19 protein-coding genes, 1 tRNA gene and 1 pseudogene are annotated in these 23,696 nt (G+C 36.8%); 15 read left to right on the top strand and 6 right to left on the bottom strand.

Going from position 1 to position 23,696, the window contains the following annotated elements; all coding sequences use genetic code 11:
• The 3 genes and pseudogenes from A2290_06750 to A2290_06740 all read left to right on the top strand — a co-directional run bounded on the left by A2290_06750 (position 1) and on the right by A2290_06740 (position 3,844).
• A pseudogene (locus A2290_06750) lies at positions 1–803 on the top strand (hypothetical protein).
• Positions 804–904: 101 nt separating this feature from the next.
• A complete protein-coding gene (locus A2290_06745; protein OGC16591.1) occupies positions 905–1,486 on the top strand; it encodes a hypothetical protein in 582 nt (193 codons plus the stop codon).
• A 132-nt stretch (positions 1,487–1,618) separates the two neighbouring features.
• Positions 1,619–3,844, top strand: coding sequence for a hypothetical protein (locus A2290_06740; GenBank protein OGC16594.1), 2,226 nt, complete (start codon positions 1,619–1,621; stop codon positions 3,842–3,844).
• On the opposite strand, the gene A2290_06735 is transcribed toward A2290_06740, so the two are convergent.
• Entirely contained in the window at positions 3,841–5,298 is a 1,458-nt protein-coding gene (locus tag A2290_06735) for a hypothetical protein (GenBank protein ID OGC16593.1), read from the bottom strand. The genes A2290_06740 and A2290_06735 overlap by 4 nt on opposite strands.
• A 267-nt stretch (positions 5,299–5,565) precedes the next feature.
• Here A2290_06735 and A2290_06730 point away from each other — a divergent pair, with 267 nt between their 5' ends.
• The 6 genes from A2290_06730 to A2290_06705 all read left to right on the top strand — a co-directional run bounded on the left by A2290_06730 (position 5,566) and on the right by A2290_06705 (position 13,001).
• A complete protein-coding gene (locus A2290_06730) occupies positions 5,566–6,429 on the top strand; it encodes a hypothetical protein (protein ID OGC16590.1) in 864 nt (287 codons plus the stop codon).
• The gene (locus A2290_06725) at positions 6,416–8,230 is read left to right on the top strand and encodes a hypothetical protein (GenBank protein OGC16589.1); all 1,815 of its coding nucleotides are present in this window, start codon (positions 6,416–6,418) and stop codon (positions 8,228–8,230) included. The genes A2290_06730 and A2290_06725 overlap by 14 nt, the downstream gene beginning before the upstream one ends.
• Positions 8,230–9,366, top strand: a complete 1,137-nt coding sequence (locus A2290_06720) for a hypothetical protein (GenBank protein OGC16588.1) — start codon at positions 8,230–8,232, stop codon at positions 9,364–9,366. Before A2290_06725 ends, A2290_06720 begins: the two co-directional genes overlap by 1 nt.
• A gap of 1 nt (position 9,367) precedes the next feature.
• The gene (locus A2290_06715) at positions 9,368–10,492 is read left to right on the top strand and encodes a hypothetical protein (GenBank protein OGC16587.1); all 1,125 of its coding nucleotides are present in this window, start codon (positions 9,368–9,370) and stop codon (positions 10,490–10,492) included.
• Positions 10,493–10,691: 199 nt separating this feature from the next.
• Positions 10,692–11,462 carry an undecaprenyl-diphosphatase UppP gene (locus tag A2290_06710; protein ID OGC16586.1) on the top strand — a complete coding sequence of 257 codons (771 nt, stop codon included), beginning with the start codon at positions 10,692–10,694 and terminating at the stop codon, positions 11,460–11,462.
• A 330-nt stretch (positions 11,463–11,792) separates the two neighbouring features.
• On the top strand, positions 11,793–13,001 hold the full coding sequence (locus A2290_06705) for a hypothetical protein (protein OGC16585.1): 1,209 nt from the start codon (positions 11,793–11,795) through the stop codon (positions 12,999–13,001).
• A 37-nt stretch (positions 13,002–13,038) separates the two neighbouring features.
• Here A2290_06705 and A2290_06700 read toward each other — a convergent pair whose 3' ends face one another.
• Positions 13,039–14,559, bottom strand: a complete 1,521-nt coding sequence (locus A2290_06700) for a hypothetical protein (protein ID OGC16584.1) — start codon at positions 14,557–14,559, stop codon at positions 13,039–13,041.
• 228 nt (positions 14,560–14,787) lie between these two features.
• Here A2290_06700 and A2290_06695 point away from each other — a divergent pair, with 228 nt between their 5' ends.
• The gene (locus A2290_06695) at positions 14,788–15,819 is read left to right on the top strand and encodes a hypothetical protein (protein ID OGC16583.1); all 1,032 of its coding nucleotides are present in this window, start codon (positions 14,788–14,790) and stop codon (positions 15,817–15,819) included.
• A gap of 233 nt (positions 15,820–16,052) precedes the next feature.
• On the opposite strand, the gene A2290_06690 is transcribed toward A2290_06695, so the two are convergent.
• Positions 16,053–16,763, bottom strand: a complete 711-nt coding sequence (locus A2290_06690) for a hypothetical protein (GenBank protein OGC16582.1) — start codon at positions 16,761–16,763, stop codon at positions 16,053–16,055.
• 122 nt (positions 16,764–16,885) lie between these two features.
• Here A2290_06690 and A2290_06685 point away from each other — a divergent pair, with 122 nt between their 5' ends.
• Together A2290_06685 and A2290_06680 are read left to right on the top strand one after the other, a co-directional pair.
• The gene (locus A2290_06685) at positions 16,886–17,749 is read left to right on the top strand and encodes a hypothetical protein (protein OGC16581.1); all 864 of its coding nucleotides are present in this window, start codon (positions 16,886–16,888) and stop codon (positions 17,747–17,749) included.
• Positions 17,750–17,782: 33 nt separating this feature from the next.
• Positions 17,783–18,799 carry a ribosome small subunit-dependent GTPase A gene (locus A2290_06680; protein ID OGC16580.1) on the top strand — a complete coding sequence of 339 codons (1,017 nt, stop codon included), beginning with the start codon at positions 17,783–17,785 and terminating at the stop codon, positions 18,797–18,799.
• Positions 18,800–19,055: 256 nt separating this feature from the next.
• Here the strand turns inward: A2290_06680 and A2290_06675 are convergent, their stop codons facing one another.
• On the bottom strand, positions 19,056–19,922 hold the full coding sequence (locus tag A2290_06675) for a hypothetical protein (protein ID OGC16579.1): 867 nt from the start codon (positions 19,920–19,922) through the stop codon (positions 19,056–19,058).
• 116 nt (positions 19,923–20,038) lie between these two features.
• Positions 20,039–20,266 carry a hypothetical protein gene (locus A2290_06670; protein ID OGC16592.1) on the bottom strand — a complete coding sequence of 76 codons (228 nt, stop codon included), beginning with the start codon at positions 20,264–20,266 and terminating at the stop codon, positions 20,039–20,041.
• A gap of 354 nt (positions 20,267–20,620) precedes the next feature.
• Between A2290_06670 and A2290_06665 the strand changes: the two genes are divergently transcribed.
• From A2290_06665 to A2290_06655, 3 genes are all read left to right on the top strand, one after another.
• Positions 20,621–21,679 (top strand): hypothetical protein, encoded by a 1,059-nt coding sequence (locus A2290_06665; GenBank protein ID OGC16578.1) that lies wholly within the window; start codon positions 20,621–20,623, stop codon positions 21,677–21,679.
• 294 nt (positions 21,680–21,973) lie between these two features.
• Positions 21,974–22,417 (top strand): hypothetical protein, encoded by a 444-nt coding sequence (locus A2290_06660; protein OGC16577.1) that lies wholly within the window; start codon positions 21,974–21,976, stop codon positions 22,415–22,417.
• A gap of 167 nt (positions 22,418–22,584) precedes the next feature.
• Positions 22,585–22,842 (top strand): hypothetical protein, encoded by a 258-nt coding sequence (locus A2290_06655; GenBank protein OGC16576.1) that lies wholly within the window; start codon positions 22,585–22,587, stop codon positions 22,840–22,842.
• A 252-nt stretch (positions 22,843–23,094) separates the two neighbouring features.
• On the opposite strand, the gene A2290_06650 is transcribed toward A2290_06655, so the two are convergent.
• Positions 23,095–23,169, bottom strand: a tRNA-Asn gene (locus A2290_06650).
• Positions 23,170–23,696: the final 527 nt, after the last annotated feature.

Genomic DNA, 23,696 nt, shown 5'->3' with positions numbered 1-23,696 from the left:
TAGTAGAACGCGGAGCCCGCCTGGCAACCCGCTTATCAATTAATCTCGAAGCCCCCAATCCCAACAGGCTAAAGATGATAGCGGAAGAAAAAGATTTTAAATCCGATCTTCTTGATACAATGTCACTCATCCAAAAACAGGTAGATCGTGGCCTTGTTCGCGCAGGCCACACCACGCAATTTGTCGTTGGGGCGGCTGGCGAAACCGACGCGGAACTGCTAAAGACAACAAACTGGCTCTACAAACACAAATCACTAAAAAGAGCCTACTTTTCAGCCTTTATCCCTGTTGAAAACTCTTTGCCTCCCTACAGTACACAGTACACTGTAAACAGTACACTCTCTCACGCTCCATTCCCCTCTGTCCCTCTATTAAGAGAGCACCGCCTTTACCAGGCCGACTGGCTATTGCGCTTCTACAATTTCAATCTTTCAGAAATCATGCTTGATGACGAAGGAAATCTTATTTTAAACATCGACCCCAAACTTGCCTTTGCGTTAAAAAACAAAGAGCGGTTTCCACTTGAAATAAACAAAGCATCGTACGATGACCTTTTAAAAATTCCCGGGATTGGTGTTACTTCCGCAAGGAGAATTTACAGGGTTAGGAAAGAGTATAAATTAAAAGATATCAAGGAACTTAAAAATCTGGGGGTTGTTACGAAACGGGCGGCTCCGTTTATTACAGTCAATGGAAAACTTGGTGCAAGGTCACAAACGTTTTTGACAGCGCAACAGTTGGAACTATTTCAGACAGAGAAAAGCGGGTTAGCAAGAAGACAGGTGGAACTATTAAAGGCATAAAAGAAACAAAGAAGAATGACTATCAAACAATTTGCCAACAAATCCCTCTCCCTTTGGGAGAGGGCGAAAGCCTCCCAGTATTAAAACATTCGAAAAACTGGGTGAGGGTTCGGGAAAGGAGTAGTGAGGGTTTAACTATTTTCAAATCCGAACTCTTCTACGCCCTACTCCATTCAAAATGCGACCAGAAAATAATTGATGCAGTTATAAAACAATTGGAAGAAAATGGGGTAAGTTATGTTTTATGCAAAGTATCTCATGAAGCAAAGCAATTTCGTAACTGGGCGCGGCAGGTTAAGGTGGAAAAGATGCGAGCGGTCTCTTTTATAAGGCTCCGTCCTATAGACCAGCATAATGTACTGTACGGTGAGTTTGAATTGCGGCATAAAACAGGCGAGATTATAATTCTTCATTTTATGAACAGGTTTCCGACATATAAGATAATGATCTCTTTTGGTAAAGAGGCTTTTATCGGCAAAGACGGGCAAATCGCGGTAACGACGCGATTAATCGCGTCGTTACCGCCAACCCCCATCGATCCATTCGAAAAGTTATGGCTTACTTTTTACAAAAGCCAATATATTCCCGAACGCAAAAATCTACGCTACATGCAACAGATGGTCCCAAAGAGATACTGGAAGTGGTTAAGAGAGATTAACCCCGATTATCCTAATCGGGGTTAAGGAGTTTGGATTAGTGGACTGTTGCAAAATGTCACCCTGCAGAAATTATACATTTCGCAACAGTTCTATTAGCCTTTTTTAGGTTGCAACTAACCATGATATCAGATAGAGTTAACGTATATGTTGAAACCTATGCTAAACATTGCATTTGTTGGTAATTATTCTCCTCGTATTTGCGGGATTGCCACTTTTACTGCCAATCTTTGTGAAGCCACAGCAAAATTACTTTCACCACGCTCTAATATTTTTGCAGTTGCTGTCAATGATACGGATAGAGGCTACAATTATCCCAGCAGAGTTGAATTTACTATGAGGCAGTCACAACAAAAAGATTATTTTGAAGCTGCCAATTTTATAAATACAAGTAACGCAGACCTGGTTTGTGTCCAACATGAATACGGAATCTATGGCGGCTGGGACGGTATTTATATCTTATCTTTAATTTCCAACCTTAGCGTTCCTGTGGTTGTGGTTCTGCATACGGTACTCAAAAATCCAACTCCCAACCAGAAAAAAATTATCCAGGAGCTGGCTCATCGAGCCAACTACCTTGTTGTAATGAGTAATCTGGCTGTAAATTTATTACATGAAGTTTACGACATCCCAATAGAAAAGATTCGAATGCTTTATCACGGAACGCCTGATTTTACCTCAATAGACAATAGCCACTACAAAAAACGCTTTCAGGTGGAAGGGAACCAGACTTTGTTAACTTTTGGTCTGCTTAGTCCAAACAAAGGAATCGAGGTTGTTATTAAAGCCCTTCCTAAAATAGTCCAGGAGTTCCCACGGTTGATTTATGTAGTTCTTGGAAAAACTCATCCAAATATTCTTAAAGAATATGGTGAAAAATATCGGACAAGCCTTATTGCTCTGGTCGATGAATTAGGACTGCAGGAGCATGTCATCTTTGACAACAGATTTGTAAACTTAGAAGAACTCTATGCCTGGCTTATGGCCGCGGATATCTATATAACTCCTTATTTAAACGAGGCACAAATTGTCAGCGGAACTCTCTCCTACGCGATCGGAGCTGGAAACGCAATAATTTCCACCCCTTACTGGTATGCGAAAGAGATGCTTGGAGAAGAAAGAGGACGATTGATAAACTTTGGGGATACCGAAGCGCTGGCTTCTGCTCTGCACTCTCTGTTGTCAAACAAAATAACATTAAAGGCTCTGAGAGAAAAGACTTATAAATTCGGACGGCAGATGAGATGGGAAAAAGTAGCGGAAAAATATGTAGAAATATTCAAGAAAACATCTGCTACCGCAACTAAAAGATCTTTATTGCTAAAAACTCCCGGGCTGCTATTTCGTGAGCCACCGTTTGATTTAACGCATTTAAGACGCTTAACCGATGGCACAGGACTGATCCAGCATGCTAAATATATTGTTCCCAACCGGCATACCGGTTATTGTCTGGACGATAACTCCCGTGCGCTCATGTTATGCGCTTGGGCATTTTTTCTCTTGCGCGACGATGACGCAAAAGAATTAATCTCCACTTTTTTCAGTTTTACACATTTTATGCAAACGGAAGATGGGCGCTTCCGTAATTTTATCGATTATCAGCACCATTTCCTCGATGAGACAGGGTCAGATGATGCTTTTGGTCGGGCATTTTGGGCGCTTGGTTATATAATCTGGCGGCCTCCGCGTGATGCCTACAGATCTTTGGCTTATGAGTGTTTCCAGAAGGCATTGCCTCATGTGCACAGCTTGAACCTGAGAGGAAAAGCTCTGGCTATGTTGGGATTGGTATCATATATGCGTTGCTATCAGGGCGATGAGAGTGTGTCGGCAAAGCTTCGTGAATGCGCGGACTATTTATTAGATTTGTATAAAAAGGTTTCTGATGATAAATGGCAATGGTTTGAAGATATCATTTGTTATGATAATGGAATTATGCCGATGGCTCTATTTCAAACTTATTCAGTTCTCCGTGAGGAAAGATATTTACAGGTAGCAAAAGAAGCTCTGAAGTTTTTGGAAAAAAATATTATTCATAATGGACGCCTTTCCATTGTCGGATCACGTGGCTGGTATAAAAGAGGTGGGATAAAAGCAAAATATGACCAGCAGCCAATTGATGCAACAGCCATGGTTTTAGCTTATCAATCAGCTTATCGGGTTACTCAAGATAAGGAATATTTAAAAAAGATGCGACGGGCTTTTGGCTGGTTTCTGGGAGAAAACGATATGGGAATGTCTTTGTATGATCATGAAACCAAAGGCTGTGCAGATGGCTTGTTGCCAGAAGGGATCAGTTTAAACCAGGGGGGAGAAAGTACAGTTTCTTTCCTAATGGCTCTCTTAGCCGTAATAGAAGAATATGAGATTGCAACTGTTGATTAACTTTTTTTTAACAGTTTTTCAAGGAGCTCTTCTACAGGAATACTTGCAACATGCGATTCAGAATCGGAAATAGCGTAAGGAATAATTAATTCGCCGTTGAGGATGATGGAACCACAACTATAAACTACGTTTGGCACATAGCCTTCGCGCTCTCCTTCTCTTGGTATAAGCAGAGGTTCTTTTAGCTTCCCTATTATTTTCGAAGGGTCATTTAAATCTAAAAGAACAACACCAATGCAATACTTACGCATAGGTCCTACTCCGTGAGTCAGAAGTATCCATCCTTTTTTAGTTTCAATGGGTGACCCACAATTACCGATTTGGAGAAGTTCCCAGGAATTTTCCGGAGCTTCAATCTTTACTCCTTCAAACCAGAAATTAATATTATTGGAATAGCTTAAATAAAGATTTTCCCCGTCAATCCTGGTGACCATAGCATATAGTCCGTTAATTTTACGAGGGAAAAGAGCCATCCCTTTATTACGTGCCATAGGCCCATTTAATGTTGAGATTTTAAAATGATGGAAGTCTTGTGTTTCTATCAACTGAGGCAGGATCTCACGTCCATTATAAGCGGTATATGTAGCATAATAAGTAACTTTGCCATTATTTTTCTCATCAGTAAATAAGACAAAGCGAGCGTCTTCCACGCCGTTGCTCTCATTTTGCGACAATGGGAAGATTACCCTTTCTGAAATCAACTGCCCATGAGGGAAAAATATTTCATAATTGGATTCTGCCAGCCACTTGATATCAACTACAGTATTTTCCAAATCAGCAGGAGCAAATACATTACTGTTGCAAACCACAGTAATGGCTTTATCCATGTCGTTTAGAGTAAACTTGTTCGGAAGATATTGATGGATCGCATTGGCTCCTTCGCTCAACTGCCCCATCTCCTCAAGTTTGGCCTTGAACAACTCCCTGTCATAAGTCGCATTCAAAACAACCTCAGGAGTTCCAATAAACGGGCTGACAGGTTCTAGGAAAATTGAATTGTCTTTGTCAATAATTGCACTGCGAAAAACAATCGATGATATATGCCCTTCGCCTGTCGCGCGAAAACTAAAAATAACGCGGGTTTGCCCTTTTTTCAAATTGTTCTGCTTGGGATAAATAACAATTGAAGGATTAAAAAGGGCTGCCGATTCGATGGAATATTCCATCGTAAAACAGGCGCCAACCAACAACTTCCTCTCCTCTGAGAGGGAGGCAGGATCCTTTATATATCCTATAATTCTCTGATAGTTATTTAGCAACACAGAATGAAGATCCTTATGACGGTGGGCAAAATCCTTGAGCGTCTGTTTGAGTATCTCTTTAACACTGTTTTCATCCAACGCCAAGAGACGATTGATAATATTTATGACATGTGTTTCCCTTGAAGGACGGAAAAGCCGCGTAATTACACGTCTTTTATCAGGGCAAATGTTCTTTAGAGTTTTATTGGTGATGCGCTTAAATAAACGTGAAAGAATAACGGGGTCATTGAATAAAGTTTTTCCCAACTGCTTATTTGCGATTAAAACTTCAGAATCCATAAAAGATGATTTCATGTCAAAAGGAGCTTTTTGTTTTTTAGTCATAGTATTGTAATGCTAATATTTATAGGATGAAAAAGCAATGAGCTTTTACAAATTATTTTAGTTGATTGATATTCTCTTTGAAATATTTTACAATACGTCCTCAAACTATTTGACAATACATTGGGAAATATAAAAATGAAAATCAAGCTATCAATAATTTTGTCAGCCATACTTTTTTGCATCATCTTATATGGTTTATTAGTTTTTGCCGGAAATCTGTTTGGTATAAATAAAGACACCAACGGTTTTATAAAAATTAGTGGCAGGATTGAAGGGACAGAATACCACGCGGCATCAGAAGTGGCCGGAAAAGTTATTAACTTTAATGTTGAAGAGGGCCAATCTGTAATAGAAGGTGAGAAGATTGCTATCATAGATTCCCCACAACTTAATTCCATTATAGGCCAGGCTGAAGCGTATCTTCGCAAAGCCGAATTAAATTTAAAACTCACAAAAAAAGAGTTTGATCGAGCCACCCAGCTTGTAAAAGGAAATGCGATAGAAAAACAGTCTTACGATGAAGTAGAAAGTAAATATCTTGTGGCAAAAGAAGATTTCTTGGCCGCTAAAAATCAATTGGAAAAGCTGATGGCAGACAAGGCTGATACGGTAATTACCGCCCCTACATCAGGCAAAATCATGACAAAAATTGTGCAAGTAGGAGAAGTCGTTGGCGTTGGAGTACCACTAGTTACAATCATCAACATGAATGATCTTTTTTTAAAAGCTTTTCTCCCGACAGAAATTGCCGGAAAAATATCTCTAAATGATGAAGCAAAAATTTATTCAGATGCTTTTCCTCTTGAACCTTTTGATGCCGTTGTCAATAAAATAGCTGAAAAAGCGGAATTTACCCCAAAAAATGTGGAAACCAAAAGCCAACGCGCAAATATGGTTTTTGAAATTAAGTTGAAAATTAAAGAGAACAAAGGCTATAAACTAAAACCAGGCATGCCTGCAGAAGCCATTATACGAATTGATAAAAATGTTGACTGGTAAGTTCTCAATTGATACCTTACCTGGAAGTGGAAAACCCGAAAATACTAACAATATCATTGATGTCAGTCAAGTTTCAAAAAAGTACAAAAAATTACCAGCTATATCCAATCTCTCTCTTCAAATAAAAAGTGGGGAAATATTTGGGCTGATCGGGCCGGACGGAGCAGGCAAAAGCACCCTCATTCATATTATTTCCGGCATACTAAAACCAGATAAAGGCAATGTATCAGTGGTGGGCAAAAATGTATTAAAAAATCCGGAAGGGATAAAAAACTTTATTGGATTTCTGCCTCAAGGTTTAGGCCTGGCTTTAGCCCAGGAACTGAGTGTAGAAGAAAATATCAATTATTTTGCACAAATCAACCAGGTAGACCCCAAAAAACGAGAAGAGAAAAAAACTCTCCTACTAAAAAAGACGCAACTTGAAACTTTTCGCGACCGTCCTGCAAAGAATCTTTCAGGCGGCATGCAGCAGAAATTGGCACTCTGCTGCACACTGATCCATGAGCCCAAATTGATTCTGCTCGATGAACCAACAACCGGTGTTGATCCCATCTCAAGACGCGATCTTTGGCTCTTGCTTAACGACATGGTAGAAACAAGCGGAGTAACTGTTCTCTTGACAACTTCTTATCTGGATGAGGCAGCGCGCTGCCATAGAGTTGCTTTAATGCATAAGGGAGAGATTCTGGAGATGGGAGAACCCGGAGATCTTGTTTCTAAATTGAAATCGGTTAAAGGTGAAACCGCAGGAATATTAGACCTGTTTCTCTCTCATATCTCAAACGCTAAAGATAATATCATTAATGAAAAAGCTTTATCGGAGTTTTTCCAAAAAAAAGAAATTTCCCCTCAAAATACATCACAAACAATAATTAAGGCGGAAAATCTGGAAAAAAAGTTCAAAAACTTTACTGCAGTAAACAAAATAAGTTTTGAAATAAAACAAGGTGAGATTTTCGGTTTTTTAGGCCCTAACGGAGCCGGAAAAACTACCACTATAAAAATGTTATGCGGACTCCTTACCCCAACTTCGGGGATTTGCACCATAGCGGAATTTAATTTAAATAAAGATGTTTCAAACATCAAAAAAAGTATCGGCTATATGTCTCAAAGATTTTCTCTATATGGTAATCTCACAGTATCAGAAAACATAGAGCTTTATGGAAGTATTTATGAAGTTGATCGAAAAGAGGTTTTAAAACGGAGGAAATTGATTTTACAAATCACAGATTTGGAAGGCAAAGAAAACTCTATAACAAATGACTTGCCATTAGGCATTAAACAACGTTTAGCCCTAGGATGCGCAATAATTCATAAGCCTACTTGTGTTTTTTTGGATGAGCCAACCTCCGGAGTAGACCCTCTTGCCAGAAAAAAATTTTGGGAAACTATCATTCTCTTATCCCGTCAAATGGGAGTGACAATTCTTGTTTCAACTCATCACTTGGATGAAGCTGAATATTGCGACAAGATTATTCTGATTAATCAAGGCAACATTGTCGCCACAGGTAACGCGGAAAAATTACGAAAAAGAGTTCAAGAAGATATGGGAACCCTCATGAAAATCTCCACGGATAATCAAGCGATCTCATTTAATGCATTAAAAGATAATTTTCAATACTGTTTTGAATATGGATCGCACGTGCATGTTTATATAAAAGAGAGGGAAAATGACATCAAAAAAATAAAAGATGTTTTAGCTGAAAAATCTGTTATTTTAAGAGGTATCCATGAACAATCAATCCCTTTTGATAACGTTTTCACGTTTTTTTGTGAAAACACAAAGGAGCGCGCATAATGTTTTCTTGGATCAGGTTAATTGCCGTAGCTAAAAAAGAGTATTTGGAGCTTAAAAGAAATTTGTTACTTTTTCTGGTCCTTGTTTTTGGTCCTATTTTGCTTTATCTGCTTCACGCTTATGGATTGCCAGTTGACGTAAAAAACCTCACTCTGGGGATTTTGGATATGGATAAATCCGCTTTAAGCAGAAGTTTGCAGGACACATTCCAAAACAGTGGAATTTTTAAAATAGAGAGAACATTCAAGGACAAAAACGAACTTAAAAAAGGTCTTGATCTAGCTGAATTACGGGCAGGAGTAATTATTCCTCATGATTTTGCGGCAAAACTTGAAAGAAACTCCTCTGTCATAGTTCAAGCGCTTATTGACGGATCTTATCCCAATTATGCTCTTATCAGCGAAGGATATATTCAAGCGGTAGTCAGCTCTTTTAACTTAAATATTTTAGATCAATATTTTGTCAGGTATTTGGGAAGCAGCGCTAATATTCCTATAGATATAAGTGCCACAGTTTGGTATAACCCAACATTTAACGGGAATTATTTTATGCTGCCCGGGCTATTTGCCCTAACTATCATATTTTTCCCTGCCATAATGGCAACACTCTCATTGACAAAAGAGAAAGAGACCCGTTCCATTTTGAATTTTTATTGTTCTAGTGTTACAAAAACCGAATATTTGATCGGTAAAATGCTTCCTTATGTAATTATTGCTTTTTTACAGAGTTTGTTGTGTTTTGTCCATGCGGTTTTAATCTCGGGAGTACCGATGCGTGGTTCAATCTTAGCCTTTTTAATCGCTTCGCTTCTTTTCTCTGCGGCCTCGGTCGGCATAGGCCTATTCATTGCAGTTTTTATAACCAGCCAGGCCACAGCCATATTGCTGACAACAATTCTCACTTTGACATTCACCTTCACTTACAGTGGAATTCTTACGCCTGTAATATGTTTAAGCGAAGATAACAGAGTTATTTCTTATTTGCTGCCTATAACCCATTATATCGATGTCGCAAGAAAAGTTATGATCAGGGGCGCAGATTTTTATGATGTGCAAAACAGCCTAATAATGTTATTGCTTTCCTGTATCGTTTTTTACGGCGCTTCCATCTTAATTTTCAAAAAAAGGATTGGCTGATATGTTTTATAAATGGTTTAATTTAATGAGAAAGGAATATCTTCTCTTTTTAAGAAACACGGTTTTATTATTGGTAGTCCTTTATTTTTCGACTTTTGACATTTATCAAACCAGCACAACGTCTACAGATCCTAATTTTTTCCCTCTGGCCATTTATGATATGGATCGCAGCGTAAAAAGCCAGGAAATTGTGCGTCGGTTCCGCTCGCCATATTTTCATGTAAAAACTTACATTAATGAAGAAGATGAATTAAAAAAACTTATAGAAGACGGCACCGTCTCTGCGGCGATTACATTCCCAAAGGGTTTTGCAGGCGATATTGCTGCCAACAAAACCGCCAATCTGCAAATTATATTGGATGGAACAAACAGCAATGCCTCGGAAATTGCTTTAAACTACATTCACAGCATCATTTCAGAATATAATATCGATTTATGGACCGCCAGATTAAAAGGGTCCGGAGGCAGACAAGAAGTGCCAGATGTACAGATGCGCCCATTTTTTTACTCCAATACATCGCTTAATGAAGGCTGGGTCCTCTCTTTGCAGGAATTGTATACAGTCATTACGCTTTTAGGCCTGGTGCTTATAACCACAGCTATTGTCAACGAAAAACAGTTTGGCACAATTGAACAACTGATGATCTCACCTTTAAAGACATATGAAATTATACTGCCTAAAATTATTACTATGATGGGAGTAATTTTTATGGTCGTTTTTATAGCCTTATTTGTAGTCTTGATGCCTTTAGGCGTACCTCTGGCAGGAACCATCTGGGATCTATTTATAGTAACGCTGCTTTATATTTTTACTTTAACAGGCTATGGATTGCTTATCGCCACTGTATCCAACAGTCTTTCTGAAACAATCTTAATATCTTTTCTTCTTATCTTGCCGATACTTTTATTGTCCGGCATGTATGTCCCCGTTGAATCATTACCTGTGGTAATGCAGGGGTTAATAAGCTTTTCTCCTCTAAAATATTATCTAAATTTAGCTCACGGAGTATTTTTAAAAGGGAACTCTATTTGTTTCATGTGGAAAGATTTTTGTTCTTTATTGACGCTGGGAGTAGTCTCTTTTGCAGTTGGTTTATGGCGTTTCCGCAAATCGTTTTCCGAATAAAGTGAAGAACATGTACCTGTTATTCCTAATGAGATTTTTTTGGCTGTAGAAAACTTCTGCTTACATATAAGTTTTCGGATGGCAACAAAATTCTTTTTTTGGAACCTTTGAAAAAACTAAACCCCGATTATCATAATCGAGGTAAACTCATACAAGGATATATATTTGCATTTTCTCCCTATCTGCTATAATACACTCCATGGATATACTCCACAGCATAATAATCGGAATTGTTGAAGGTATTACGGAGTTTCTGCCTATCTCGTCAACTGCGCATATGGTGCTTGCCGCAAAGGTTTTAAATATTGCCCAATCTGACTTTGTAAAAAGCTTTGAGATAATTATTCAATTTGGCGCGATTCTTTCCGTTTTAGTCCTTTACTGGAAAAGATTTTTGGTTGATTTTGAAAGTCTAAAAAGAATAATTGCCGCATTTATACCAACCGCGATTTTGGGTTTTACTCTTTATAAATTTATCAAAGGATATTTGATATCTAATGAAACCATAATTGTATGGTCTCTTCTTTTGGGTGGTATCTTTTTGATTATATTTGAGCTTTTCCATAAAGAAAGTGAAATGGCAGTAGAAGATATTTCAAAGATCCCCTATTCAAAGTGCATCACAATAGGTCTTTTTCAATCGTTTGCAATGTTCCCGGGAGTTTCAAGATCTGCCGCAACAATAATAGGAGGACTTTCTCTTGGGCTTAAAAGAAAAACTATTGTTGAATTTTCTTTCCTGCTTGCAGTACCTACTATGCTTGCAGCATCGGCTTTAGATGTTTTAAAAACCGGACATTCTTTTACACTAAATCAAATAGGTGTTTTGGCTATTGGGTTTGTCGTATCATTTATTATTGCTCTTTTTAGTATAGAATTTTTATTGCGATACATAAAAAAGCACTCTTTTATCTTTTTTGGTGTTTATCGCATAATTATTGCTCTTGTTTTTATGTTTGGGTTAAAATAAGACTGAACATAAAGAGAAGAGTAAATAGTGTAAGCGCGAGTCTTTAGTCCTTAGCTAACCTCTAAATACACACACTCATCCCCACACCAAAAATCTTTGGTGTGGGGACTCACACTAATTACTCAAAAGGAGGGGATATAAAATGAGTTGGACATTGTTTGGTCAGATAATACTACTGATGATTATTTTTGTAATTGTAAGATCTTTTGTTAAATGTATGCATGATTCTTATTGCAAAAATTGTAAAAAGTAAACCACCTGGTATGAATAATCGGGGTTAATATTGTTCGGCATGAACATGGGATATTTTTTTGTGTTATACTGTATAATATGAATAACCAATCAAATCAAGGAAATCAAAGTAGTTTTTACGGGCTTGGGATTGCTCCAAAAATTATTGAGATACTTGATCGGATGAAATTTAAAGTCCCCACCCCTATTCAGGCAAAGGCAATTCCTATTGCAATTGATGCAAAAGATATCGTAGGAATTGCGCAGACAGGAACCGGAAAGACATTGGCATTTGGAATCCCCATGATTCAACGCCTTGTCTCCCTTCAGGCTCGCGGACTTATTCTTGTGCCAACACGTGAACTTGCTATCCAGGTTGAAGAAACAATATATAAACTTGGCAAACTCCTTTCAATGAGAACCGCGGTTCTTATCGGCGGAGCTTCTATTTATAATCAAATACAAGAGCTTCGCAGAAATCCTCGTATAATTATTGCAACTCCTGGCAGATTAATTGATCACTTAAGACAGGGAAATCTTAGACTAGATGATGTCGCGATTTTAGTCCTGGATGAAGCAGACCTAATGCTTGATATGGGCTTTGCGCCACAAATTGACAAAATCTTACAACATTTGCCACATGAAAGACAGACAATGCTTTTTTCCGCAACTATTCCCGAAAGGATCGTGAAAATTGCGGCTTCTTATATGAAACTTCCTGTTAGTATAGAGATCGCAAAATCAGGGACCCCTGCGGAAAAAGTGAGGCAGGAAGTTTTTATCATTAAAAAAGAGGAAAAACCAAAACTTCTCGCAAAAATTCTTGATCAATATCGAGGCGCTGTCCTTGTATTTACAAGAACAAAGATAGGCGCAACACGAGTTACAATAGGATTAAGATCACTAGGCTACAATACAACAACAATTCACTCAAGAAGATCTCTGACTCAAAGACGCGAAGCTTTGGAAGGATTTAAAACAGGGAAATATCGCATACTTGTCGCAACAGACATTGCCGCCCGTGGAATAGATGTTAAAGGAATTGAACTTGTTATAAATTATGACCTGCCAGAAGATTCAGAAAAATATGTGCATCGCATAGGACGCACAGGCAGAGCAGGACATGAAGGGAACGCCATCTCTTTTGCGACTCCAGATCAGCATGGAGATATAAAAAAAATTGAAAGACTAATGCGCAGTATTTTACCTATAACCAAACATACCGAATTAAGCAATGCTCGCGGGTTTGAAGCACCTCCGGATCAAAGGCCAAGAGGTTTTCATTCTTTTTATCGAAATAGAAGATAACTAAAATGCTCTGCGCTCTTGGCGCAGGGTTTACTCGTCAGCTTTCTATCGCATCAGCCACCAATATAAGTATATTAGAAAATGCGGTCTCATCATACTCTCCTTTACAATATGGTGAAATAACATTTTTGCTAAGTAAATCTTTTGCTATGGCACTTTCCTCAAGCAGTATTGCCGTAGGAATTAATAATTCAAAAGCTTCCATTTCTAAATATTCTGTTTCAATCATTTCTCGGCATTCATCTGATTGTATTTCATCTGATAATAATTTTTTATATTTATTTATTTTATCAACAGTTGTATCGCCTAACATCCTGTCCATTTTTTCTTGAATTGCATTTGCTAATGCAAGCGCGCTAAAAAACATCGCTTTAGCCTGTTCCTTACGACCACCTATGTAAAGCGCAACAGCCATTCTGTTTATCAAGAATATTTTATAAATAAGTCCCTTTTCAGTCTCTGAAGGCATCGTTCTATTGACTTCATCCAACAGATCTGAAGCCATGTTACAATGTCCCAATTTAAGGCAAACAATAGCCGCTTCAAGTAAGTAAAATTCTACATTTTTTTTACTTCTTATAGTCTCAAGAATTTTATTAATTGCTTCCAATTGATCCGTGACCGATAAATCCTTCAAAACAAGAAAAAAATATTGGTCATCAATATCCATATAAGATTTCAATACAGAATGCAAAAGTTCTTTTGCCTTAAGAATCATCCCACGCAAACTGTAACTATATGCCAAAGAAATTAACGCATTATCATCTTTACGCTCCCTTGCCGCTGCAACAGCTTCCTCCAAAATTTTATTTGCGCGATCCGGTTCTCCGTTAACTATTGCAATACAAGGAGCAAACAAGGCCAATATTCTTTTGTCTATTTCATCAATTATCACATCAAGCCCTGCAAGGAAATCAGTTAATGCTGTTTGAAACTTTTCCGAATATTCCTCATATTCCTCCTGCGAGGCAAGAATCTTTTTTCTAATATTATCAACAGATATTTTATTATCGTCCAAAATCATGGAAAGAAGCTGTCGAGCAGCATCGTTCGATTGATAATTTAAAGATAAAATTGATAAAGCAGCTTTTGTGTAATAAAGATTAACGGCATCCATAAATTTATAATCTGTTTTTACTATTCCCGCCTCATCATCGTCTATAACAGAGTTTACTACAGGGTTTAGAATATAATCATTCATTATTCCATCAAGAGAAACCGAAAGCAGAACTGAACGATCTTGAACCGAAAGTTTTTCTGAAGAAGCAAGAAATAAACAATTTCTAATATCTTCCTCTGACCACATACGCTTTTTTCTCAAATAGCATTTTGTCAATGAATTTAACCTTGAACGCGCAGTACTCTCCATGCCTAAAGACAATTCAATGCGGCTCAAGTTAATTATATCTTCACCAGAAAGACCAACATCATCTGAAAGCCGCAGAACATCATCATAAAATCCTCTTAGATGCTGTAATTGTGAGTCGGCTAATTTGACTCTTTCTCTTAAAAAATAATTTGAAATAAGATTTTTTATTCTATTTGTTGTTATTGACATGTGATAACTCCTTTTTTTATTTTTTTATGATTGATAGAAAATATTTTTTTAACAGTTTCTGTGAATGCTTATCTTCATCTTTTTTTTAAAATTTCAGGTTAAAATTGTTATCAAACTCTGAAATTTTGCTGTTGCTACGTCGAAACAGATACATGAACCCCGATTATCATAATCGGGGGTGAAAACAACTCATGATAATTCTTATATAAGGTTGAAGGTATATTAAAAATGCAAATAACATTTCCTGTTAGTACACAACCATTAACACGCTTTTTAAGCATAGTTAATCTTAATGAATCAGTTTTTAGCAGAACTGATTTCCAGGTTCATATAGGCAATCAGGAATTTATATATGGATTAAGATATGCCCCTATTGGAAGCGCCATTAACACGGAATTAAAAGATATGATTGAGATCGGTTTAAACGGAACTAATCAGCATCCTTTATATACAAATCTACATAATATACTTAATGCAGAAAATGGACTTGAAACAATAGCCTTAACACTTCCGGGACATTTGGGGGATAGAATTATAAGACCTTTAAGTGAATTTAAAGATTATTCCCTCGAATATTATGCTGACGTAATAACAAAATCTGTGGTGGAAATAGCAACCATGAACCCTAATAAAAGAATAGTGATAAATGGACACAGTATGGGTGGACGGTTGGCATTCATGGTAATGCTCAATATTAAAAGATCTAACAAATATGCTTATAAAAAAGCTTACAAACAAGTATTGGGGATTGTTGCAAATGGAAGCTCCGACATGGTAAGGGCAACATTTTTTTCTGCTGTATCAGTTGTAGCCAGTTTGCCGGAACTTGCGGCAGGTTATTTTGTTGCTAAAATCCCTCAAGCCTTATTTCGTGGGGAATCTCATACAGAAGATCAAACTGAACGTAAGAGGTTAGAATTTTGTATGAAATTGGCAGAGACAGATTATGAATCTGGGAGAGCAATAATTCAACTTGGGCTTCCCTACCCTGACAACTTCCGTCCCATCTTAAGTCTAAATGAATTGAAAGGTAAGAAAATTTTGATTATATATTATAGTAACGACCCTATGATTAAACAATCAACAAAAAACGAGACAGTAAAGTTATTTGAAAGTTCAGGGGCTGATGTTAATCTTATTACACTTCAAGGAACTGCACACAACAGAATATCAACTCACCCGGAAGAAATAGTTAAAGCAAAATTGAATTGGTTGTTGGTAACCCAAAAACTAGAGGGTAAAAAATTTCAATATAACTAAGAACTATGGTTAATTCAGAAGTTTGATGTCCTACGAATTCTCCATATATATATATATAGCAAGAAACAATGTTAAATTTCAGCTTAACCCCGATTAGGATAATCAGAGTTAAAATTATCCATAGAATCATTTACTTAACCCCGATTATTCACCCCGATTAGGATATCGGGGTTCATACCTCGGGAAATTTCCAACATTCTGCTAGAATTCTGTTCGTCTATGAACAATCGGGGTTAAATTGCTGTTGTTTGTGTAGATTTTATCTCTTTTACAAGCAACCCTAAAAATATTTGAAATTTTCTTTCCAAGTCAGGCCTTCCCTGATATACTCTTCTCTCATATACTTCTATGCTATCAGCGTCAGGTCTTACAAAAAGCTCCATGCTATCAGCCCTTTTCTCTATTTCCTTATATACTTCATGTTCACTTACGGCTATATAACTTATTTTTGAAAACCAAGATGGATAATAATTTAGATTATGATTTCCCACAAAAAACGCAAATTCAAAAGACTTAAATCCAAGACTTTCAAAAGCTAGAGAAAGACCTCCACCTTTCACTCCACTATTAATAAAATCATCCACAAAACAAACTTTTTTATCCCTAAAAAAATTTAAGTCTGGGAATTCAGCTAATATAAATTCTTCAATCATTCCCATTCTTTGTTCATAGTCTTCTAATACATCTAAATCTTTATATAAAAGCTGATTGCCCCTATTATTAAACCCGAAAATTTTTGGCATTTTTAAACTAGGATAGACTTTTCGCCATGCAGCTTCAAGTAATACTCGGGAAATAATTCTACTTTTACCAGAAATAATAATAGCGGCATACTGTTTTTCTCTTATATGTTTAACAACTTGAAACGCGGCTCTTGCTATAAGAGATATCGCCGTTGAGGTACAGCCCGATAGATGATAAACATTATGACCTGTTATTTTCATTTATTTATTCCTGATATTTGTATCACACATATTTTCAAAGCCCTAATCTCTTACTATATATTCTAAAAATTGACATGAAAATTCAGATAAAAATGTAATTCTTAAATAAAAGTGAAATTCTTTTGTGGTCTGATCGAAAAAAAAACAAAGCTGTAAAAATATTGATAAATATGATATATGGAAATCAACCAAAAATTGAATATTTAGTTAAAATGGTTAGAGGAAATCCTGGGATATCAACAGTAAAACTTAAGCCAGCAGATAGGTTGACACCCCATCAAGTTGAAATATTAAGACAGGTTATAGGAGAAAATGATCTTACAGCACTAGGAAGAGATGAAAGAGTGGGCGCAAAATCAAGTTTTGATGTTGTTTTTCGCCCAGGAGAACAACGGCTCCTGCCACTTTTTCCCGTAGTTATCAAAGTCCCCCAACCCAGAACAACGCGGGGGGCATTAGAGTTTACAAAACAAAATTTAGGAGGAATAGTAGCTCCTTTTATTATATTGGAAGATGCCTTAATTCATGGAATTAGGCATTCCTTTGTTATTGTGCAACTATATCAAGCAGTTTGCCTAAAAGGCCCCCTATCCAATACATGCCAAATGACAGGCACAACTGGAATTGAAAATAAAGCAAGAGAATTAATATTGAAAATGATTGAAAGAGGAATCATGTTTTATGATGGTCTTATTGCAAAACATTTTGGGGTAGATATAGCAACAGGCAGACTTTATTTAATCGGAGGAATGCACCTCTTTACTTTTGCAACAAGAGATGAAGCTTTTGAAGAAGCCACAGATGAAATGTCAGAAGGGATGGTTCGTTCAAGAAAAGCAGGAACACGCTTTTTCACAAAAAATTGGGGGGATAGATGTTTTTTTGATCGAATAGGATTGCCCCCCGATGAAGAGCTATTTGAACTTTGGGGAACAAAAAGAGAAGAACGTGAGCCTGTTCCTGATATAATGTTATACATAAAATAATCCTAATCTAAATAATTTTGATATAATTTAAAAATAGTGAAACAAAATAAATCTAATTACATTATTGCCAGGGTGGTGGCTCAATACCGTGGAAAATATAGAATTAATTCTGGCGCTAAAGAATTTTGGGCTGAAGTGACCGGCAAAACAATGTATCAGGCGGTCTCCCAGCTTGATTACCCCGTAGTCGGCGATTTGGTAAATATTGTTGAGCTCGAATATGGTAATGCGATTATTGAGGCTGTTCTGCCAAGAAAAAATATTTTGCAAAGAAAATCGGCAGGTAAAGATTCTGTCCAGCCAATTGCTTCTAATATTGATACTGCCTTTATAGTACAGGCAGTCGACCGTGATTTTAATTTAAATCGTTTTGAACGCTATCTTACTATCGTAGCGGCTGCAAAGATAAGTCCGGTATTTGTCTTGAGCAAATCTGATCTTATTACATCCGAAGAACTTAAAGAAAAAATTACTTTGATGGGTGATCGCTTCAAAGATATTCCTATAATAACGGTCAGTATATTAGCTGAGAGTGGCATTGATAGTATTAGAAAAGAGATATTACCAAACCAGATATATTGTTTGCTTGGATCCTCGGGGGTTGGCAAGTCATCTATTATAAATAAATTGTTAGGTAAAGAACTATTAAAAACAAAAGAAATTAGTGCTCATACAAAAAAGGGTAAACACGCGACCACTCATCGGGAACTTTTTGTTCTTGATGGTGGCGGAATGATTATTGATAATCCGGGCATGAGGGAGATCGGCTTGGCTGATGCAAAAGATGGTGTTAGTAGTGTATTTTCTGAAATTGAACAACTGAGCAAAGGTTGTAGATTTATTGATTGCACACATCAGCACGAACCAGGATGTAGAGTCCTTGCTGCCGTAGAATCTGGAGAGTTAAGTGATGAAAAATATGACAGCTATATCAAACTTAAAAAAGAATCTGACTACTATGATATGACAAGCTTAGAAAAAAGACGGAAAGATAAGAGTTTTGGAAAAATGGTAAAAACCGCAATGAAGCAGATAAAAAAACTAAAATAAGGGGTAATTGCGCAGCAACTTGTTGCGCAATTATCTTTTTCGCAAGTAAATAAAGATGCTTTCCTAAAATCTTGAAAAGAATCCTATCCCAAAAACCAGAAACACAAAAAATAGCACCAAAAAGATAAAAAAGAGCATTTTGGCAATTTCAAAGGAAAAGCCCGCAATATTCGTATATCCCAACAGACCCGCAACCAGCGCAATGATTAAAAAAAACAAAGTCTAGCCCACATAGCGAAAATCAGATTGGTTTGTTTTAGTTAATTAAAGGTACTCTTTTTGCTAAATCCATATTGCCTGGTGGCACGACATACAAAATTAAACCAAAGGTACTGCAAATTCGTTTCATGTGAGCCATTTGACTTTGAAATGTCAGCCTTCTGCTTATAAAATCTTTTTCCATTCTTTCTATTTGATTTTGAATTATTTCTTTAGGAATATCCCTTTGTGTTGCAGAGGTCTTTAATATCATCATTTTAGCTCCTCGCCAACCAACAATCATGCAAGTTTGTTGCCCATCTTTTAGAAATACTTCAAAATCTGGATTACTGAAATGCAACCCGCTTAATGAATAAATTTCGGTGGAAGTATTAATATTTTCTAAAAATGATTTAAGTTCTGCATCACTTGTTCCACTTATATTTCTTGGATCATGAGTATGTATACTTGTGCTTCTTTTGCAATATTGTTCTCGAAGAAAGGGAGTATCCCAAAAAACAGCAACCTCGTTATAAGTTCCAACTGTAATTTGTTCTGAGAGGAGTAAGATTTCTTTATCTACATCTACCAAAAAAGTTCTTGCATGTTCTCTAGTCTTTTCCATTGTTAGCGTTTCTAATTTATCAGCAGTTTCTCCAAGGCTATTTGGTTTAGTTCCCATATTTATGTAATCAGGCTGATGTCTTGCTGGTATATACTCTCCAGTTGTTGCCATTTTAATAAGTATATTTGAAAAAGATTCATAATCCCATATTTTTCGACTTGTTAATGATAAAAGAATTTGTGAAGCTGTTTGATTGCCTTTTAAATCGCGTGGTTTGAATTGGTCATAAATGACACAAAATCCTTGCAGATTAGTGCGCGCGTCAATACCATCTATTCGAATGCCTGCATAATTAACCATTTATTTTACTCCAAAGACAAAGAAACTTCATCCAAAATTTCATAGAAATCCCTTATAATTAAAGGATTTAAAACTAGAATTTTCTACATATATATCGATAAAATCAAAGCGAAAATTCAAAAAAGGTAGCAAATTGACCATTTTTTAATCTCTGCCTCTCTTTTTGTAGCGGAGCTTCGATTTGGATGTTTTTCAACATAACGAATTTTTACACCAGGGTTATGTTTTGTGTAATGACAACCCTTCCCGGTCTGATGTTCTTTCAGACGCCTTTCAAGATCGGTTGTAATACCTGTGTATAGGGCTTTATTGGAACATTCGAGGATGTAGACATAGTAAGGCATTTGTTTAACGTTATCATATAACCACTTTCTGTTCATTTATTATAATTCCAAAATTTTCAAGTAATGTATTTTCTGAAATTGAACAACTGGGTAAGGGCTGTAGATTTTTTGATTGCACACATCAGCAAGAACCAGGATGTAGAGTTCTTAATGAAGCAGATAAAAAAACTAAAATAAAGAGTGGCTCCGCTGGCTGGAGGATGTTAGAACCTGTTTTATGGGTCAAATATAATAATGCATGCATTGAATTCAAAGTAACTCTTCTCCATTATCACGTTGCCGCTACAAATTAAATTGATTCCTTGATTTTATTTTTCTAATGCCTTACAATTCGCCTAAAAGGATGGAAAAATCTTGAAAAACAAATTGATTAATTGGCTAAAATATGGGGTTATTTTTTTATTGATGCTATGTTTGGCAGGTTGTGGCGCAAAAAATGGAGATTCTGGCACTGGAGGAAGCGAAGATGATCCTCTAGCTTTGGTTTTTGATTCCACCTTGCCAGAAGGTGTAATTAGTTTTGAGGTTTCACCTGTGGCTGGTAGCAATTACAAGTATATTGTGCCACTTGGAAACCTAAATCCTTCAGATCATACTTTGCCAACTGATCATATTTATTTTACTCATGATGATGCCACAGAAACTATTCCTGTTTATGCACCATCAAGCGGTAAAATATTGGAAGTCTACGCATTTAACTATGGATCTGAACATGATAATCGTTTAACCATTGGTGTAAAGAACAATTATTCTTATTATTTAATTCACCTTGTAGCAGATTCAAACTTAAAAAAGGGTGATACAGTAACTGCCGGCCAACAACTGGGAGTGGCGAGTAAACATGCGGCCGCGGTTGACTTGGGGGTTTTGAATCGCAATTCTCCTCAGGCATTTATTAATACCAGTCATTATGTCACGATGAATATTTACAGTGATGCGCCTTTAAAATATTTCATAGAACCGATTAAAAGCCAGCTTTACGATACTGTAAGACGTTTAGGATCCGATAAGGATGGTAAATTTTGTTATGATCAAGCAGGGAAATTGATTGGTGGTTGGTTCCTTAGTGATGTTACAGAAACAGATATTACTTCTAGTCCGGCGGTAGGGACAAAAGAGGTTGCATTTGTTTATGATAATTATGACCCAACCCAAATCATGATATCGGTTGGTGGCACAGTTTTTTCTAAAGGTGTTTATTATGTCCAAAATGCAGCGGATGATCCAGCAAGTATTACAGTTGCCAGTGGAAAAGCAACCTACAAATTATATTCATCAAGTCAAGAAGCAAATCGAGTTGGAATAATGGTTGTTCAAATGACTGGCGATAGCCAAGTAAAAATCGAAGCCTTTAGCGATACTTCAATAGATGAAATTGAGTTTACTTCTGCCGCCTATAATTATATTAGGTGATTTTCTTGTCTTTGCGAAGCAAAATTTCTTTTTTCTCTTGAATGAGTTTCTTAATTGTCTGATTCTTAATTCTTTTGGACTTCAAGATGCTTTGATATAATCTAAAAATAGTGAAACAAAATAAATCTAATTACATAATTGCTAGAGTGGTGGCTCAATACCGTGGAAAATACAGAGTAATTTCCGGAATTAAAGAATTTTGGGCTGAAGTGACCGGCAAAACAATGTATCAGGCGGTCTCCCAACTTGATTACCTCGTAGTCGGCGATTTGGTAAATATTGTTGAGCTCGAATATGGTACAGGCAGTCGACCGTGACTTTAGTAAAGAACTATTAAAAACAAAAGAAATTAGCACCCATACAAAAAAGGGTAAACACGCTACCACTCATCGGGAAATCTTTGTTCTTGATGGTTACGGAATGATAATTGATAATCCGGGCATGAGGGAGATCGGCTTGGCTGACGCAAAAGATGGTGTTAGTAGTGTATTTTCTGAAATAGAACAATTGGGGAAATATTGTAAATTTGTTAATTGTACGCATGAACACGAACCAGGATGCAATGTTCTTTCTGCCGTTGAATCTGGCGAATTGAGTTGTGAAAAATATGACGGCTATATTAAGTTGAAAAAAGAATCTGACTACTATGATATGACAAGCTTAGAAAAAAGACGGAAAGATAAAAGTTTTGGAAGAATGGTAAAAACCGCAATGAAGCAGATAAAAAAAAGCTTATAGAAGTTACAACTAACAGGGAAAGGGGCTTGGCGAGCCACTAATTATAATATTTAAGAAATCGGATACGGGCTAGGGGAAAAAAGTCAACAACTTCGGAAAGCAAGCACTTTTTAATTCAGCCATTTTATCGCATGATTAAAATAATTATCAATAAGGAGGTGATGGTAATGGAACATAAGATGAATAAAGATGAAGAAAAGCTGACAGAAGCACTCGAAACGATTATTGAAGCGGTTAAAAACGACAAGGAGAGGGTAAAGGAGGTGGCTTTAGATAAATATAGGGAATTGAAGCGTATATTCATTGATCCGATGAAAGAAAAAATCGAAGAGAAAATTGGCGGAATTGGAAGTAATGCTCCTATGATCTTGGCGGGAGTTGCGCTAGCCGCGCTGGTGATTGGGCTTAAGATCAGGAAAAAATAGGTTGCCACTAAGAAAGTGCGATCATGAATTGAATTTATGATCGCACTATTTTTATTAAGAAAGAGGTAATTTTATTGCGCATAGAAAAAAATTTATCAAATCTTGAAACAGGATTATAAAACGGTTAAAGCCCAGCAACAATCTAAATGGAAAAGAAAAGGTAAAGGTTGTTGTTATGGATTTGGCCGAAAAGCGTTATGTGCTTAAATTGGGTGCTTGCCCCCGTTGTTGGAGAAGAGCCGAGCCAGAGAATGGCTCCCCGGGTAGGATTCGAACCTACGACCAATTGATTAACAGTCAACTGCGCTACCACTGCGCTACCGGGGAATGCTCATAACTATTTTAGCAAAATTCAGATTTTTTAGCAATTTCAAAAAACTTCATGTAGCAGCAACGTGATAATGTCCGGTATGGGCAACATAAAAATGTCCGGTTTCTAATTTAAAAAGTCCTTTTATAAAGAGACTAAAACATATAATGATGGTAAATAGTATAAGTACTACCTATTAACGATAGTTTGATAGGAGGACAAAAATGAAGGTTGTGTGAAATAAAGGGTGTAAATGTATAAGAATAAATATCCAATTCCCCTGCCTTGCCCTGCCTGCCGTCAGGCAGGCGGCATGTACGGCAATGTCGAATGTCCAACAATGGTTTTGCTTCACAATTTTTAAGCAAAAAACTGTTGCAGTATGTTATCATTTATGATAATATACTGCCATGAAATATGATGACATTATTAAGTTGTTTGGGCAAATTCCAATTGTCTCGCCAAATTTATTAACTAAAAAAGGGCTTGACGATAAATACATTAAGGTTCAATTTAGCCGATGGGTAAATTCTGGGAAATTAAT

It is taken from the genome of candidate division WOR-1 bacterium RIFOXYB2_FULL_36_35, assembly GCA_001771505.1.
In the GTDB taxonomy this organism is placed as follows: Bacteria; Margulisbacteria; WOR-1; order XYC2-FULL-46-14; family XYC2-FULL-37-10; genus XYB2-FULL-36-35.
The sequence above is the reverse complement of the archived record's forward strand: the minus strand, read 5'-3'. Positions and strand labels throughout refer to the sequence as shown.